The organism is Curvibacter sp. EU05-FHT14A10, assembly GCF_058791075.1.
In genome coordinates this window covers 368985-384932 of sequence record NZ_JBYTDE010000001.1, presented here as the reverse complement: position 1 = coordinate 384932, position 15948 = coordinate 368985, and the positions used below count along the sequence as shown (strand labels likewise).

Below are 15948 nucleotides of genomic sequence, written 5' to 3'. Positions count from 1 at the left end.
CCGGATACTCGCCGCTGATCGGAAAAATGATCATTATTAACAATTAAGAACGCTCCATGAACAAAGCGCAGAACGCTTCAGGCAAGCAGAAGATCGCGATTCTGGGAGGTGGCGTCGGCGCCATGACCAGCGCCTTCCAGATCACCAGCGAACCGGGCTGGCAGGACCGTTACGAGGTCACGGTGTACCAGATGGGTTGGCGGTTGGGCGGCAAGGGGGCCAGCGGGCGACGCGCCCCGCATTGGCGCATCGAGGAACACGGGCTGCACATCTGGCTGGGCTTCTACCACAACGCGTTTCGCATGATGCAGCAGGCGTTGACCGAGCTGAACCCCGACGCCGAACCCGTGGCTGTGGGCCACACCCCGCCGCGCATCGCCAAGGGCGTGTTCCTGCGGTGCGAGGATGCTTTCGAGCCGCACAGCTATGTGGGGGCTTACGAAGCCTTCGACGGCGACCCCACGCCCTGGATGATGCAGATGCCCACCAACGGCCAACGGCCCTGGCAAGGTGGTGCCCTGCCCTCACTGTGGTCCTACCTGTCCGAATTGGTGCAGTTGCTGCTGGGGCAGGCCGGCCAGTCGGTGCATGCGCGGGTGTACCGCAACGAGCACCCGATCCATCACCATGGCCTGATCGGCTGGATCAAGGAGCAGGCCGAGGAGCTGGCCCTGACAGTGGAAGAGGTGGCCGTCAGCGCTGGCTTGGGTGCCCTGGTGCTGCTGCAGCAATTGCTGGCCCGCCTGGCCAAAGACCCCAAGGCACACCAGGCGCGCGAGCGCGAACTGATCGAAAGCCTGCTCGGGCACCTGCAGACCTGGGTGGCCCATGAGTACGAACGACTGGACCCGGACGACCTGGCCGCCCTGCGCCATCTGCTGATGGTCGATCTGGTGGTGTCGGTGTTGCGGGGCCTGCTGATCGACCAGGTGCTGGAAGGCCGGCCGCTGGGCGAGCTGGACGAGGAGATCCGGGTCTGGCTGCGGCGCCACGGGGCCATGCCCGCCACCCTGGACACCCGTGTCAACCCCTTGCTGCGACTGTTCTACGACTTTGTGTTCGCCTTCGACCAAGGGGACAGTCAGGACACCGAACGCAGCGCCAACTACGCCACGGCCCCCACGGTGCGCACCCTGTTCCGCATGTGCTGCACCTACAACGGTGCGATCTTCTGGAAGATGCGTGCCGGCATGGGCGACACCATCTTCACCCCGCTGTACAAGGCCCTGGCCCAGCGCGGGGTGCAGTTCCGCTTTTTCCACAAAGTTCAGCGCCTGAGCCTGTCGGAGGACCGCCGCGCCATCGAACGCATCGGCATGGCCCGCCAGGTCGACACCCCCAGCCCTTACCAACCGCTGGTGAACGTGAAAGGCCTGGACTGCTGGCCGGCCGAGCCCGACTACAGCCAACTGAGCCAGGGCGAGGCCTTGCGCCAGGCCGCGACCGAACAGGGCCTGGACCTGGAGTCGCTGTGGTTCCGCTGGGACAACGCAGCCGAGTTCGAGCTGCAACGCGGGCGTGACTTTGACACCGTGGTGTTCGGCATCTCACTGGGCAGCGTGCCCTTGCTGTGCGACGAGCTGTGCCGGGCCGAGCCGCGTTGGCAGACCATGGTCGACCGGGTCAAGACCGTGTGCACCCAGGGCGTGCAGTTCTGGCTTCGCCCCCCTCTGGCCGAACTGGGCTGGACCGCCCCGCCGCCGATCGTCGACTCCTTCATCGAGCCGCTGGACAGCTGGGCCGACATGAGCCACCTGCTGCCCATGGAGATCTGGCCCGAAGGCCAGGCACCGCGCAACGTCGCCTACTTCTGCGGCGCACTGGATGAGCCCCCACTGGACCCGCAAGACGCGGCCACACCCCACCGGGCACTGGACAAGGTCAAGGCCGCCACCGAGGTGCTGACCCGCGAGCACGTGCGCCTGCTGTGGCCCCAGGCCGTGAACGGTGCGGGCGCCCTGCCCGCCGACGCCGTGGTCGAGGTCTACCAGCGTGCCAACGTCGATCCCTCGGAGCGCTACGTGATGTCGGTGGCGGGCAGCGCCTCGGCGCGCATCAAGGCCAATGAAACCGGCTTTGACAACCTGGTGATCACGGGCGACTGGATCGACAACGGCTTCAACGCCGGCTGCGTGGAGGCGGCCGCCATGGCCGGGCTGCAGGCTGGCAACGCCGTGCTGGGCCGCCCGCTGTACGAAGGGGTTACAGGGCAGGATCTGTGCTGAGCGGGCAGGTGCTGGCCGCCAGGGCCGCGCGCGCCTCGCGCACGACCCAGGTATCCTGACCTTCGGTCACCTGGGCCAGCAGCTCGGGCAACCAGGGCGCCGGCGGGCCCCCGGCCTGCGCGGCCCGCCACAACTGCGTGGCGATGCGCAGCCCCCAGGGCAGCTGGTGCAGGCGCAGCGCCAGCTCCAGACCGGCACGCAGGTGGCCCAAGCCCAGTTCGGGCTCTTGAGGGTGGCGGCGCCATTCGATCTCGCCCCGAACGCGCAGGATCTCGATGCGGCAGAAGAAATCCTCGTTGGCCTCGCAGGCCTTGAGCGCCGACTCGATCTCATCGGAGGCATCCTGGTACTGGCCATTCAGCATCAGGGCCTCGGCCAGCTTGCATCGCCACTGCGGCTGGATGACGCCGACGCCAATCGAGCCCTGGAAGGCCAGCGCTGCGCGCAGGGCCTCGATGCCCTCGGTCAGGCGGCCGCTCATGGCCAGGGCCCAGCCTCGGCTGGCGGTGGTGGTGGCCAGCCAGAACACATGGCCGACCTCGCGGCAATAGGCGATGTGCTGGTCGATCTCCTGCAACAGGCGTTCAGGCTCATGAACCATCACGTTGTAGGCACTGCGGAAGGCCAGGGTCCAGGCCTGGCTGAAGGGATGGTTCAGCGCACTCGACCAGCGCCCGGCTCGCTCGATGGCAGCCTGGGCCTGATCGGTGAGGCCCAGCGCCCACAAGGCATAGGACCGGTAGCATTCGGCGGCTACGCGCGGGTCGGAGCCATAGATGCGACAGGTCTCGGCATCGCGCACGGGGTCGTAGACCTCGACCGCGCGCAAAAAGGTTTCGTTGGCACCCCGGAAATCGCCGGTCCACAGCAGGGACACCCCCACCGAGAAAGTGGCCTGGGCCAGCATGGTGGGGGCCCCGGCACGTTGCACAAAGGCCAGGTTCTGCTCCGCCAGTTGCACCAGGCCGGCCTGCTGCCCCTTGACCTGCCGATACCCCCAGACGCCATTCAGGGCCACGAAGATCTCAGGCCGATCCGGCATGACCTGGCACAGGGCTTCGACCCGGGCATACAAGGTTTCCAGCTCGGGTGCGGTGAAGCCCCGCGTGACCTTGATGGCTGGGGCCAGCGTGCTCAACAGGCTGAGTTCGAGCTGAGCCCCCTCTTCTGGCGTGAGATGGCCCACCAGCGCCAGACCGGCGCGCAGGTGCAGCACCGCCTCGTGGTTGGCCGAGCGGGCCAGGGCCATCTGCCCGGCGCGCAACCACAGTTGCACGGCTTTGGACCATTGATGGGCTTCGCTGTGGTGATGGGCCAGCAGCTCGGGCTGGCGCTGCATCAGGCCGGGGTCGCGCCGCAGCAGCTCGCCCGCCAGCAGCCCATGCAGCATGAGCCGGTCGCGCCGCAGCATCGAGTCGTAGGCGGCGGCCTGAACCAGCGCGTGTTTGAACTCGAAATCCTGGTCGCTGCCCTCCAGGGCGAACACCAGGCCTGCCGCCAGCAGCTCCTGCAACCCTTGCTGGACCAGCGCCTCGTCGGCACCGCACAGCGCGGCCAGCAGACTGCGCCGGAAGCGCCGGCCGATCACCGAGGCGCGGCGCGCCACAGCGCGGCCGGCATCGAGCCGGTCCAGACGCGCGGCCAGCGAGTCACGCAGGTTGTCCGGGATCAGCGCCACCGGCAGGGCCACACGCAACTCGAAGCCGCCCGGGGTCTCTTGCAGCACATCGGACTCCAGCACGGTGCGGGTGAACTCCTCGATGAACAGAGGCACGCCATCGGTGTTTTCGATGATCCGGGCTACCACCACGGCGGGCAGGCGTTTGCCACCCATGCAGTGCAGCAGCAGGGCTTCGGCCGCCTCGCTGGGCAAGCGGTCCAGCACCAGGTGTCGGGTGCTCGGCGTCGGGGCCCAGCGGGCACTGTCGCCAGCGCGCTGGGTCAGCACCAGCAGCAGGCGCTGCGAGGCCATCTGCTCGGCCAGGGATTCGACGAGCGCCAGGGTGGAAGGGTCGGCCCAGTGCAGGTCCTCGATTGCCAGCATCATGGGATGCTGCCGCACCACCAGACTCAACCAGCGCAGCACGGCGGCTTCGGTGCGCTTCTTGGCCAATGCGGGCGCCAGGTTCAAGGCAACGGCTGGGCCGTCGGGAGACGCCCGGAGCAGCCGGGCCAGCAACAGCACGTCTTGCTCATGCTCGGCCATGCTGGGGGGCAGGCAGGCCTGCAGCTTGCGGTAGCGCTCGTGGGCGTCGTCCTGGGGCTGGAACTGGGCCAGGCGCTCCATGCCTTCAATCACCGGAAACCATTCGCTGGCCGCGTGGTACGGCGAGCAGCGCAACACGAGCGACAGGGCACCATCGCCCCGGGCCTTCTGCCTCAACTGGGCCAGCAGGTGCGACTTGCCAATCCCGGGCTCGCCCTCGATGAGAACCATCCGCGGCTGGCCAAGCAGCGCCTGTTGCCAGTCCTGCAAGAGCTGACCCAACTCGCCGTCACGCCCGATCTGACGCCGTGCCGGGCCGGGCCCGCCCACCGTGCCGGACTCGCCAAGCCGGCACAGGCGCCAGGCCTCCACCGGATGGGCCACCCCGCGCAAGTGGAGCTCGCCCAGCGCCTGCCAGGGCAAGGCATCGCGGATGGCCTGATGGGTGCTGCCCGACACCACCACCTCATTGCCTTGGGCCACGGCCTGCAGGCGGGCTGCGATGTTGGGGGTTTCGCCGATGGCCAGGCGCTCGTGGCGGGCCCCTGCCCCGACCTGCCCGACCACCACCATGCCGGTGTGAATGCCGATGCGCACCTGCAGATCCAGCGTGGTGATGTGGCGCAGGCGGGCACTCAGGCGGGGCAGCGCGGAGATGATGCCCTCGGCCGCGCGCAAGGCGCGTGTCGGTGAATCCTCGTGCGCCCGCGGATAGCCAAAGTACACCAGCAGACCGTCGCCCAGGTACTGGGCGATGTAACCGTCGTACTGGCGGATGATGTCGGCCGCAATTGCCTGGTAGGCCTGGATGATTTCGCGCAGGTCTTCCGCGTCGACCACCCCAGACAGGGCCGTCGAGTCGACCAGGTCACAGAACAACACGGTCAGGTGGCGCTTCTCGGCCGAGTCTTTCAGCGCTCCGTCAGACTGACCTTGCAGTTGAAAACTCAGTCGGGCACCGCACGAGGCACAGAACCGATGGGTCGCGGCCGCCGGCGTGCCACAGGTTGAACAGCGCATGCGCTGGTCCTGTCCACAGCCAGCGCACTGCGGATCTCCATCGGCCAACACGCCGTGACAGGCAATGCACAACATCTAACGAACTCCTGGTGGACGCGACACGGGCCGTCTCAAGGACATGGCGACAGCCAAAAAACAGACGGCCGGGCCAACAAGACCTTCATGGTTGGGTGGTACCGGACGCGCTGGCCAATCGGGGGCCATGAACCCACCGTTCGATCGCATTGAGCCAACGCGGGGCTTTGGGGTCGACCGACCAGGTGTTCAGGGTGGCATGGACCTCGCCCAGCAACTCGGTGGGCAACACCAGAGGCCGTGTCTGACTGAGCAGAAAAGCCCACACATACTGCTGCCCAATCAGACGGGTGAAGAAGCGCGCCAGCGAAAACCCGGGCACGAACACGCGCACAAGGGCATCCAGCCCCCGCGTGAGCGCCATGCCCAAATTGAAGATCAACACGCTCAAACCACCCGCCGGGGTGATCACGCCGATCTCGCTCGCCACCTCCTGACCGCACAGATGTTGGATCATCAAAGGGCCCACCGGCTTGAGCAGGCGCAAGGGAACCACACTTTCGAGGTTGGCCACCAGTGCTTGACCCAGCAGGGGGCGCACGTCTGGCAAGGGGCGGTCAGCCCGCGCCCGTTGCTGGATCAGGGCGAACAACTCGGCCGCGCTGTCGTAGCGGCTGGCCAGCATGGCATCGCTCACGCCCAGCAGACGCGCGGCCCGGTTCCAGCAATGCAGGTAGGCGGTCTCCTGCTCGGGCAAGAGCCCGAGCCCCAGGCGACGCAGGCTGCGCAGAAAGACGTAGCTGAAGGTCAGCAAGGTGTAGCCCAGCTCCTCCTGGTTGCAGGGCATGCCGTGCTGTTGAAGATCCCAGCCATGGGACAACAGGCTGGACTGCAGACCCTGCACTGGCGTGGGAGACGACAGGGGTGGCACCATGCCTTGGGGGGTACCAGCGGCCCTGCGCACCGAGGCGAGCACCGCTTGAGGTTCCCCGCGCAGGATCAGGTGGCGGATGGTGGCGTGGATCAGACGCACCTTGAGGATCTGCCCCACCCCGCGCCCGTTGGCCGAGGTCAGCCCCCCCGGCAACATGACCGGAAAGATCATGGCGGCGGTGGCGCGGATGCGGTGGTCGGTGTGCTGCTCCAGCTGGCCCGCCACATGCAGGACGTCCGACAAATCGGGCACCACATAGCATTCAGGCAGGCTGGCACAGAATTGAATCAGGCAGGACAACACGCCCAGCTCGGCAAACACCTGCTCGGCCTGGTTGACCAGGGGGTCCGGCGCCCAGTCATAGTCCTGCAGGGCCTGCCGCACATAGTCGACCAGCACGTCGGCCAGATCGGGATAGGCCGGGGGCGGCAGCGGCCGCCAATCGGCCAGGCCACCATTGACCGGCATCTGTTGCAGCAGGCGCGTGGCCGCATTCAGGCGCTCCAGAGGCACCTGATTGAGCTGCTGCAACTGCTCCAGAGTCGGCCCGGCCGGGGGGGACACCCAATCGTGCATCAGCCGGGCCACCGTGGCGTCCGCCAGTGGATCGCCCGCGTACCGCAGGGCATCCAGCGCTTCATTGCTCCAAGACTCCATGAGATCCTTTTTGAGATCAGTGCTCGAAAATATCATATTGAATCGAACAATCTGGTTAATTGCTGTCGCCAACGATGAATTCAACGCTTTTCGCGCTTTCAAATCGATGGGAATGTCGGCAGGCTCGTTCCAAAAACCACACACCGGCTGACCAGCCGGCCGAGCGGGCGCAAAATACCACCTTCATTCCGACCCCAGTGCCCTGGATTTCGAAGCAGCCATGAGTGAATTCACCCCGGCAGGCATGACCGCCTTGCGCGACCCTGGTCCCATGCTGGAGCACACCCGACGCCAATGGGGCGGGCAACACGATTTGTGGGTTTTTGCCTACGGATCGCTGATCTGGCGCCCCGAATTTGCGTTTGACGAGCAGCGGCCGGCGCGTGTGCACGGCTGGCACCGCGCCCTCAAGATGTGGAGCCGCATCAATCGGGGTACACCAGAGTGCCCGGGCCTGGTGTTCGGCATGCTGTCGGGCGGTAGCTGCCAGGGTGCGGTGTTCCGCATTCCACGCCAAGAGGCCGAGTCGGCCCTGGTTCGGCTGTGGCACCGCGAAATGATGACCGGCGTCTACGACCCGCGCTGGCTGCGCTGCCAAACCCCGACGGGCACCGTGTCGGCGCTGGCCTTCACGTTGTCGCGACGCAGCCCCAGCCACACCGGGAACCTCAGCGAGGCCGATTACCGGCGCATCTTCAGCCAGTCCTGCGGCAAATTCGGCACCACCCTGGATTACGTGCGCCAGACGCACGAGGGGCTGCTGAAGCTGGGCATCCATGACCGCAGCCTGGCCCGCCTGCTGCGCCTGGCCCCCCACAGCACCGAATAGGGGCCTGTCGACAGGCCCCTACCTGGACAGCCGGCAGGCCGCGCGAGCCAGGTCATCCAGGGTATCGATGTCGGTCACGATGCCGGCGTCGTCCAGATCCAGCGTGAGCACCTGCCCCAGGGCCAGCCACTGGCGCAGCACCGAGGCCGCCCCCACATCGCCCGACAAGGCCAGCAAGCCGTCGCGACAGGCCGGGCCAAACCCCACCGGATGCCCTTTTTCACCCCCATGGCGTGGCAGGACCACCGGCCAGGTCGACAAGGCCCGGGCCACGGATTGCAGGCTCTCAGGTCGCACCAGGGGCAGATCACCGGGCAGGATCAGCCAGCCCGCCGCCTGGGCCGTGGCCTGCACGGCCGCCGCGATGCTGTCGCCCATGCCGGGGTGACCCCGGTCCTCCAGATGCCAGGGCAGCCCGCTGGCGCGCACCGCGTCCAGGGTGCGCTGCAGCACCGTGCGCCCACCCAGGTCGGCCTGCAGCTTGTGCATCAGCCCACCCGAGGCGCGAAAACGCTCGCCGCGGCCCGAGGCCAGCACCAGCACCACCGGGCCGGGCGGGGCTGGCGTGACGTCGAAGGCCATCCTGTGCTCATGTTCCATGGGCCCGATTCTGCCCATCTGCCCCCCAGGGTGCTGGCGTGGCACGAAAAAAAAGACGAGGCCAAGCTCGTCTTCAGGGCGACCGCCCCTCGAAACACTCGGGGCGGTCAGCAGGTGCTGGCGGATTCAGGCCGCGATCAGATCAGCGTGACGCCGGTCTTGGATTGCAGCAACTCGCGGGTCACGCCGGGGGCCAGTTCCACCACCTTGAGGCCTTCGGGGGTGACGTCCATCACGGCCAGATCGGTGATGATGCGGTCCACCACGCCCACGCCAGTCAAAGGCAGGGTGCATTGCGGCAAGATCTTCAGGTCTTCGGTGCCGTCCTTCTTCTTGGCCACGTGCTCCATCAGCACGATCACGCGCTTGACGCCCGCCACCAGGTCCATGGCGCCGCCCATGCCCTTGACCATCTTGCCGGGGATCATCCAGTTGGCCAGATCGCCTTTTTCGCTGACCTGCATGGCGCCCAGGATGGACAGGTTGATCTTGCCGCCACGGATCATCGCAAAGCTGTCATGGCTGCCGAAGATCGACGAGCCCTTGATGGTGGTGACCGTCTGCTTGCCGGCGTTGATCAGGTCGGCGTCGACCTCGTCTTCGGTCGGGAAGGGGCCGATGCCCAGCATGCCGTTCTCGGACTGCAGCCACACCTCGATGGTGGACGGCACATGGTTGGCCACCAGGGTGGGGATGCCGATGCCCAGGTTGACGTAGAAGCCGTCTTGCAGTTCGTGCGCGGCACGGGCCGCCATTTGGTCTTGATTCCAGGGCATGTTCAGACTCCTGCCTTTTCGGTGATGGTGCGTTTCTCGATGCGCTTCTCGGGCTGGGCGTTGAGCACCAGGCGGTGCACATAGATGCCGGGCAGGTGCACGTCATCGGGGGCGATCTCGCCCACTTCGACGATCTTCTCGACCTCGACGATGCACAGCTTGCCGGCCATGGCCACGGCGGGGTTGAAGTTGCGCGCGGTGTAGCGGAAACGCAGGTTGCCGGCCTTGTCGGCCACGTCGGCTTTCACCAGGGCCACATCGGGCACCAGCGAGCGCTCCATCACATAGGTTTCGCCATCGAATTCACGCAGTTCCTTGCCGTCGGCTACCACGGTGCCCACGCCGGTCTTGGTGAAGAAGGCCGGGATGCCGGCACCACCAGCGCGCAGCTTTTCGGCCAGCGTGCCCTGGGGCGTGAACTCCAACTCAAGTTCGCCAGCCAGGTATTGGCGCTCGAACTCCTTGTTTTCGCCCACGTAGCTGGAGATCATTTTCTTGATCTGGCGGGTTTCGAGCAGCTTGCCCAGGCCAAAGCCGTCAACGCCGGCATTGTTTGAGATCACGGTGAGGTTCTTGGCACCGGTGTCGCGCAAGGCGTCGATCAGGGCCTCGGGGATGCCGCAGAGGCCGAAACCGCCGACGGCCAGCAATTGCCCGTCACTGACGACGCCCTTGAGCGCTTCGGTGGCGGAGGGAAAAAGTTTGTTCACAAATGTCTCCTGAAGATGCGTGCAGGTGGAACTTAGAATGCAGAAGATACTACTTATTTGGATACGTAGAAGCTCGTAAGCAAGACTCTGTAGGACGCCCTTGATCGAACTCGACTACCGCCTGGCTTTCGACCTCGCCCCCGTGGGCCTGGTGTTGTCGCGCCACCGCGCCATCGTGGACTGCAACCTCCATGTGTGCGAGATGTTCGGCACCACGCGGGACCAGTTGGTGGGCCAGTCTTTCAGGGTGCTGTACCCGAGTGCTGACGAATACGAACGCACCGGCGAGCGCATCGCCCCCATTTTGAATGTCCATGGGCATTATTCAGACGACCGGGTCATGAAGCGGGTCGATGGTCGATTCAAGGGCGAGACCTTCTGGTGCCACGTCACCGGCCGGGCCCTGAATCGGGACAACCCGCATGAAGCCGGCATCTGGACCTTTGAAGACCTGAGCTCCCGCCGCCCGGTCAAGGCCGAATTGACGGCCCGTGAACGCGAGGTGGCCGCCCATTTGATGAATGGTTTGACGTCCAAGGAGATTGGCCGGGCGCTGGCCATCAGCCACCGCACCGTCGAGATCTACCGCGCCCGCCTGATGCGCAAGTACAAGGCCAACACCACCGCCGATCTGGTGCACCGGCTGCTGGCGGGGTGATGCGGCACCGATCGGCACGAAGACCGGTTTTGGCGGATCATGGCGGTTTTCAAGCAACACCCCCAGGAAAGCCCCATGAGCATTTCGATGTACCAGGCCAGCGTGCCCGTTTTTGTGCGCCAGTTGAGCGCCCTGTCCGGCATTCTGGAAAAAGCGGCGGCCCATGCCGCCACCCAGGGGATCGACCCCGCCACCTACAGCCAGTTGCGCCTCGCACCTGACATGCTGCCCCTGACCAGCCAGGTCTTCATCGCCGCCGACACCGCCAAAGGTTGCGCCGCACGCCTGGCCGGTCTGGAAGCCCCGGCCTTCCCGGACACCGAAGTCACTCTGGCCGAGTTGCAGGCCCGCATCGCCAAGACGCTGGACTACCTGAAGACCATCGCCCCGGCACAGATCGATGGCTCGGAAGCCCGTGAGGTGGTGTTGAAGCTGCGCAGCGGCGACCGACACTTCACCGGCATCGACTACCTGCTGAGCTTTGCACTGCCCAACTTCTTCTTCCACGTGACCACGGCCTACGACCTGCTGCGCCATCAGGGCGTGCCCCTGGGCAAGCTGGACTACCTGGGCGCACGCTGAGCCTGACCCTACGCCCTGGGTCTCCATAAAAAGGCCACCCTGAAACAGGGTGGCCGCGAGCCGGGTCGTTGCGCAACCCGGATCTTGAAAACAACGGTCATTGCAGCCGCCTGACCAGACCCACACGCTCTGGACCGTGCAAGCCCTTGCAGGCCCTCAGGCCGCTGTGCCTTGCCCCACGGACGCAGCCCAGCCCTGCAAAGCCTGCCAGAACTCATCGCACCAGGGCCGCAGGTGGCCCGGCAGGCTGATGTCGGCCTTCATGTGCCCGCCCCGTGCGAAGCCAGGCGCTGCAACACCACCGCCAGACCCCCGACATTGAGGGCCAGCCCCAACCACAGGCGGGCCCGCATCATGCCCCCCGGCCGAGTTTACGGGCCACGTCGGCGCCGTATTGGGCATCGGCCCGGCTGAAGTGCGCAATCTGGCGATCCTGGATCTCGCGCGGCACGCTGGACATGGCACCGGCAATGTTGCTGGTCAGGTCGTCTTTCTCGGCAACGGACAGCAGGCGGTACAGATTGCCGGCCTGGGTGAAGTCGTCCTCGGTGCCACGAGCGTCGTAGCGAGCGGCGGCCCCCGCCAGGTCCCACCCCGGCTCACCATGGCCCATGCCTTGCGGCGCGGTGCCCGCAGCGGCCACGTTGGCGTAATGGGTCGCCGAGCCTCCGTTGTCGATGGCCATGGCGCCGTCGCGCTGCTGGTTGTGGAAGGGGCAGCGCGGGCGGTTCACCGGCAGGTGCTGGTGGTTGGTACCCACCCGGTACAACTGCGCATCGTGGTAAGCGAACAAGCGGCCTTGCAACATCTTGTCGGGGCTGTAGCCCAGGCCCGGCACCACGTTGGCAGGGCTGAACGCGGCCTGCTCGACCTCGGCATGGTAGTTGGCGGGGTTGCGGTTGAGTTCAAGCACGCCCACGGGCAGGCGCGGAAAATCGCTGTGCGGCCAGACCTTGGTCAGGTCAAACGCGTTCCAGCCGGTGCGGGCCTCCCAGGCCAGGCGCTGTTCGTCGGTCATCACCTGGATGAACACATTCCAGCGGGGGAAATCGCCCTGGGCAATGGCCTCGAACAGATCGCGCTGGGCATAGTCGGGATCAGCACCCGCAAGGCGGCCGGCCTCGGCAGCAGACAGGTTCTTGACGCCTTGCTGGGTCTTGAAGTGCCACTTGACCCAGACGCGCTCACCTGCGGCATTGATCAGGCTGAAGGTGTGGCTGCCAAAGCCGTCCATGTGGCGGTAGCCATCGGGCGTGCCCCGGTTGCTGAACAACATGGTGACCTGGTGCAGGCTCTCGGGCGCCTGGCTCCAGAAGTCCCACATCATGGTGGGCGACTTGAGGTTGGTCTGCGGATCGCGCTTCTGGGTGTGCACAAAGTCCGGGAACTTGATCGGGTCCTTGATAAAGAACATGGGGGTGTTGTTGCCCGCGAGATCCCAGTTGCCTTCTTCGGTGTAGAAGCGGGTGGCAAAGCCACGTGGATCGCGCTCGGTGTCGGCACTCCCGCGCTCGCCACCCACGGTCGAGAAACGGGTGAAGGTTTCAGTCTGCTTGCCGATCGTGCTGAACAGGCTGGCCTTGGTGTAGCGGGTGATGTCGTGGGTCACCGTGAAGGTGCCGTACGCCCCCGAACCCTTGGCATGCACGACACGCTCAGGAATGCGCTCGCGATTGAAATGCTGCAGCTTTTCGATCAGGTGAAAGTCCTGCAGCAGGATCGGGCCCCGGGGGCCGGCCGTGAGGCTGTTCTGGTTGTCTGCGACCGCAATGCCGGAGGCCGTGGTCAGGGTGGGCTGGCTCATGATGTTGTCCTTGGATGCAAAGGGACCTGGATGAAGGAATGGTAGGAAACCACTCAAAATAAACAAAACAAATTGCTTCTAAATATTCAATAGTTTTTATCAACCCAAGACTTTCATCGAGGAAAGCCCCTCCCCTTGCAACCCTATGATGGCAAGCACAAGCACTATGGAGACCGAAATGAACCGTTCACGCTATGAGCCACCAGAGTTGAACAATGTCCCAGACGATATTCGGGAAAAAATGCTGGCCGTGCAGGACAAAGCCGGGTTTGTGCCGCAGGTTTTTCTGACGTTGGCGCGCCGCCCTGCCGAGTGGCGGGCCTTTTTTGCCTACCACGATGCCTTGATGCTCAAGGAAGAAGGCTCCCTGAGCAAAGGCGACCGGGAGATGATCGTCACCGCCACCAGTGCCGCCAACCAATGCCTTTACTGCGTGGTGGCCCACGGCGCGCTGCTGCGGATTTATGAAAAAAAGCCGCTGGTGGCCGACCAGGTGGCCATCAACTACCGCAAGGCCGAGATCAGCCCGCGTCAGCGCGCCATGCTCGACTTCGCCATGAAGGTCTGCGAACGCTCGCACGAAGTGGACGAAGCGGATTTCGCACCGTTGCACGCGCACGGGTTCTCGGACGAGGACATCTGGGACATCGCGGCCATCACCGCGTTCTTCGGCATGTCCAACCGCATCGCCAGTTTCAGCGGCATGCTGCCCAACCCCGAGTTCTACCTGATGGGGCGCGTGCCCAAGGCCAAGGCTTGAGGGGGGTGCGATGACGACCCCAGGCCCATTGAACGTTCGCAGGCTGGATATCGACCTGAGCGCCGGCTTTGAGCGCCATTGGCATGGCGGCGACGCTTTTCGCAGCATGTTTTTCAATGCGCTGTCGATGAGCTTTCCGGTCGGCGAACAGTTCTTCATCGACTCGGTGCGCGAAGCGCTCAAGGCCTTGCCCGAGGGGCCGCAGCACGCTGCCTTGCGCGAGGCGATCCAGGGCTTCATCGGGCAGGAAGCCACCCACCGGCGGGTGCATGGCCTCTACAACGAGCAGTTGGAGCGCCAAGGACTGGTCAATCGCTGGCAGCACTGGGCGCAGCGGCGCATTGAGCGAGCACGCCACCTCAAGGCCCTGCACCCTCTGGCCGTGACCTGCGCTTATGAGCATTGCACAGCGGTGCTGGCCGACCTCACACTGCGCCACGACACCTTGCTGGCCGGTGCCGAGCCCCGCATGCAGACCTTGTGGCGCTGGCACGCCGCCGAAGAGACCGAGCATGGCGCCGTGGCATTTGACCTCTACCAGGCACTGGGCGGCAACCTGACCTGGCGCCGCCGCTGGTTCACCTATGTGCTGATCCTCTTCAGCCTGGACTGCCTGGGCCAGGCCGTGCTCAACCTGAAGCGGGACGGCAGCCTGTGGCGCCTGAGCACCTGGCGCAGCGCCCTGCACTTCATGCTGGGTCGACACGGTGTGTTGCGGCTTTCCGTACCGGCCCTGCTGCGCTATTACCGGGCCGATTTCCATCCCGCGCATCAGGCCGACAGCCAGCCTGCCCAAGGAGAGCACGCGGGCGTCTCGGCCCAACAACTGGCAGAGCGCTGGCTTCAGGCCAACGCCGATCGTTACCGCGTGCTGCGCTGAGACCTCAATCCGCCACGTGGGCGCGCATCCAGTCGGGCAGTGCCACGGCCTTCTGCTTGGGGAAATCCACCCAGATGGTGGTGGCCCCGCCCGCCGCGCAAATCACATCAGGCTCGTCCACCCGCGCCAGCGTGGCCCAGGTCTCGAAGGTGGTGCGGGCCGGGTCGCTCACATACATGCGCGCCAGCACCTCGCCCGGGTACTCCAGTTGGCGGTAGAAATTGCAGAATGCGTTGACGATGACCGGCCCTTCGCCCTGCGGCGCGGGCGGGCAGCCGATGGCTTGCATCCAGTCGATGCGCAGGGTTTCGAGGTAACGAAAATAGCTGGTGTTGTTGACGTGGCCCATGGCGTCCATGTCACCCCATCGGATGGGGATGCGCATCTCATGGACCAGGCGCTTGCGCTCAGGGATTTCGATCCGCACCGCGCCGCCCCTCAGACCGCAAAGCCGTCGTCAGCGGCGATGATCGCGCCGTTCACAAAATGGCTCTGATCGCTGGCCAGCATCACCAGCAAGGCGTCCAGGTCTTCGGGCTTGCCGATGCGCTTGCGTGGCAGCATGTTGACCAGCTTCTGGCCCTGCTCGGTCTGCCAATGGTGGTGGTTGATCTCGGTGTCGATGTAGCCGGGGCAGATGGCGTTCACGTTGATGCCAAAGCGGCCCCACTCCAGCGCCATGGCCTTGGTCATCTGCACCACCGCGGCCTTGCTCATGCAGTAGGCGCCGATCTGGGGCAGCACCTTCAGGCCGGCCATCGACGCAATGTTGATGATGCGCCCGCCGGTGTAGGTGCCGGGCGCCGCCCCGCGGGCACGGGCCAGCATGCGCTTGCCGACCTCCTGCGCCACAAAGAACGAACCCTTGACGTTGGTGTTGAAGATGAAGTCGAAATCGTCCTCGCCCACGTCCTGGATGCGCTGGGTGGTGCTGACCCCCGAGTTGTTGACCAGGATGTCGATCGAGCCTACCTCGGTCTCGGCATGGGCCACTGCGGCACGGATGCTGTCCAGATCGGTCACATCCAGGGGCAGCACATGGGCGCTGCCGCCCTCGCCCTCGATGTGGGCACGCAGCTCCTTGAGCTTCTCGACGCGGCGGCTGGCCAACACCACCGCAGCACCGGCCCGGGCCAGCGTGCGGGCAAACTGGGCACCCAGGCCGCTGGAGGCGCCGGTGACAAAGGCCACGCGGCCCGACAAATCGATGCTGAAAGCCATTTACAGTGTCTCCACAAGGACAAAAAAACGAACGACCGTTCTAATTCAGCCATGCTGCGAATAAAATGCCG

14 protein-coding genes are annotated in these 15948 nt (G+C 65.4%); 6 read left to right on the top strand and 8 right to left on the bottom strand.

The annotated features are described in order from the left end of the window. Positions 1-56: 56 nt before the first annotated feature. Positions 57-2225 (top strand): NAD(P)-binding protein, encoded by a 2169-nt coding sequence (locus tag AC3WUT_RS01645; RefSeq protein ID WP_492345313.1) that lies wholly within the window; start codon positions 57-59, stop codon positions 2223-2225. Here AC3WUT_RS01645 and AC3WUT_RS01640 read toward each other — a convergent pair. Next, positions 2203-5451 carry an AAA family ATPase gene (locus tag AC3WUT_RS01640; RefSeq protein WP_492345312.1) on the bottom strand — a complete coding sequence of 1083 codons (3249 nt, stop codon included), beginning with the start codon at positions 5449-5451 and terminating at the stop codon, positions 2203-2205. The genes AC3WUT_RS01645 and AC3WUT_RS01640 overlap by 23 nt on opposite strands. 160 nt (positions 5452-5611) lie before the next feature. Beyond that, on the bottom strand, positions 5612-7057 hold the full coding sequence (locus tag AC3WUT_RS01635; protein WP_492345311.1) for an oxygenase MpaB family protein: 1446 nt from the start codon (positions 7055-7057) through the stop codon (positions 5612-5614). Between the two features lie 220 nt (positions 7058-7277). Between AC3WUT_RS01635 and AC3WUT_RS01630 the strand changes: the two genes are divergently transcribed. Next, on the top strand, positions 7278-7886 hold the full coding sequence (locus AC3WUT_RS01630; protein WP_492345310.1) for a gamma-glutamylcyclotransferase: 609 nt from the start codon (positions 7278-7280) through the stop codon (positions 7884-7886). 18 nt (positions 7887-7904) lie between these two features. Here AC3WUT_RS01630 and AC3WUT_RS01625 read toward each other — a convergent pair whose 3' ends face one another. The 3 genes from AC3WUT_RS01625 to AC3WUT_RS01615 form a co-directional block, all read right to left on the bottom strand. Further along, positions 7905-8486, bottom strand: a complete 582-nt coding sequence (locus AC3WUT_RS01625; RefSeq protein WP_492345309.1) for a nucleotidyltransferase family protein — start codon at positions 8484-8486, stop codon at positions 7905-7907. A 137-nt stretch (positions 8487-8623) separates the two neighbouring features. After that, positions 8624-9262, bottom strand: a complete 639-nt coding sequence (locus AC3WUT_RS01620; protein WP_492345308.1) for a CoA transferase subunit B — start codon at positions 9260-9262, stop codon at positions 8624-8626. 2 nt (positions 9263-9264) lie between these two features. Beyond that, positions 9265-9972 carry a CoA transferase subunit A gene (locus tag AC3WUT_RS01615; protein WP_492345307.1) on the bottom strand — a complete coding sequence of 236 codons (708 nt, stop codon included), beginning with the start codon at positions 9970-9972 and terminating at the stop codon, positions 9265-9267. A 103-nt stretch (positions 9973-10075) separates the two neighbouring features. Between AC3WUT_RS01615 and AC3WUT_RS01610 the strand changes: the two genes are divergently transcribed. Beyond that, positions 10076-10630 carry a helix-turn-helix transcriptional regulator gene (locus AC3WUT_RS01610; RefSeq protein ID WP_492345597.1) on the top strand — a complete coding sequence of 185 codons (555 nt, stop codon included), beginning with the start codon at positions 10076-10078 and terminating at the stop codon, positions 10628-10630. Positions 10631-10705: 75 nt separating this feature from the next. Then, on the top strand, positions 10706-11212 hold the full coding sequence (locus AC3WUT_RS01605) for a DUF1993 domain-containing protein (RefSeq protein ID WP_492345306.1): 507 nt from the start codon (positions 10706-10708) through the stop codon (positions 11210-11212). A 352-nt stretch (positions 11213-11564) separates the two neighbouring features. On the opposite strand, the gene AC3WUT_RS01600 is transcribed toward AC3WUT_RS01605, so the two are convergent. Beyond that, positions 11565-13016, bottom strand: coding sequence for a catalase (locus tag AC3WUT_RS01600; RefSeq protein WP_492345305.1), 1452 nt, complete (start codon positions 13014-13016; stop codon positions 11565-11567). Between the two features lie 178 nt (positions 13017-13194). On the opposite strand from AC3WUT_RS01600, the gene AC3WUT_RS01595 reads away from it, so the two are divergent. Further along, positions 13195-13776, top strand: coding sequence for a peroxidase-related enzyme (locus AC3WUT_RS01595; RefSeq protein WP_492345304.1), 582 nt, complete (start codon positions 13195-13197; stop codon positions 13774-13776). A 10-nt stretch (positions 13777-13786) separates the two neighbouring features. After that, positions 13787-14656 carry a metal-dependent hydrolase gene (locus tag AC3WUT_RS01590; RefSeq protein ID WP_492345303.1) on the top strand — a complete coding sequence of 290 codons (870 nt, stop codon included), beginning with the start codon at positions 13787-13789 and terminating at the stop codon, positions 14654-14656. Between the two features lie 4 nt (positions 14657-14660). On the opposite strand, the gene AC3WUT_RS01585 is transcribed toward AC3WUT_RS01590, so the two are convergent. Continuing rightward, positions 14661-15083 (bottom strand): acyl-CoA thioesterase, encoded by a 423-nt coding sequence (locus AC3WUT_RS01585; RefSeq protein WP_492345302.1) that lies wholly within the window; start codon positions 15081-15083, stop codon positions 14661-14663. An 11-nt stretch (positions 15084-15094) separates the two neighbouring features. Beyond that, positions 15095-15877, bottom strand: a complete 783-nt coding sequence (locus AC3WUT_RS01580) for an SDR family oxidoreductase (protein WP_492345301.1) — start codon at positions 15875-15877, stop codon at positions 15095-15097. Between the last annotated feature and the right edge of the window lie 71 nt (positions 15878-15948).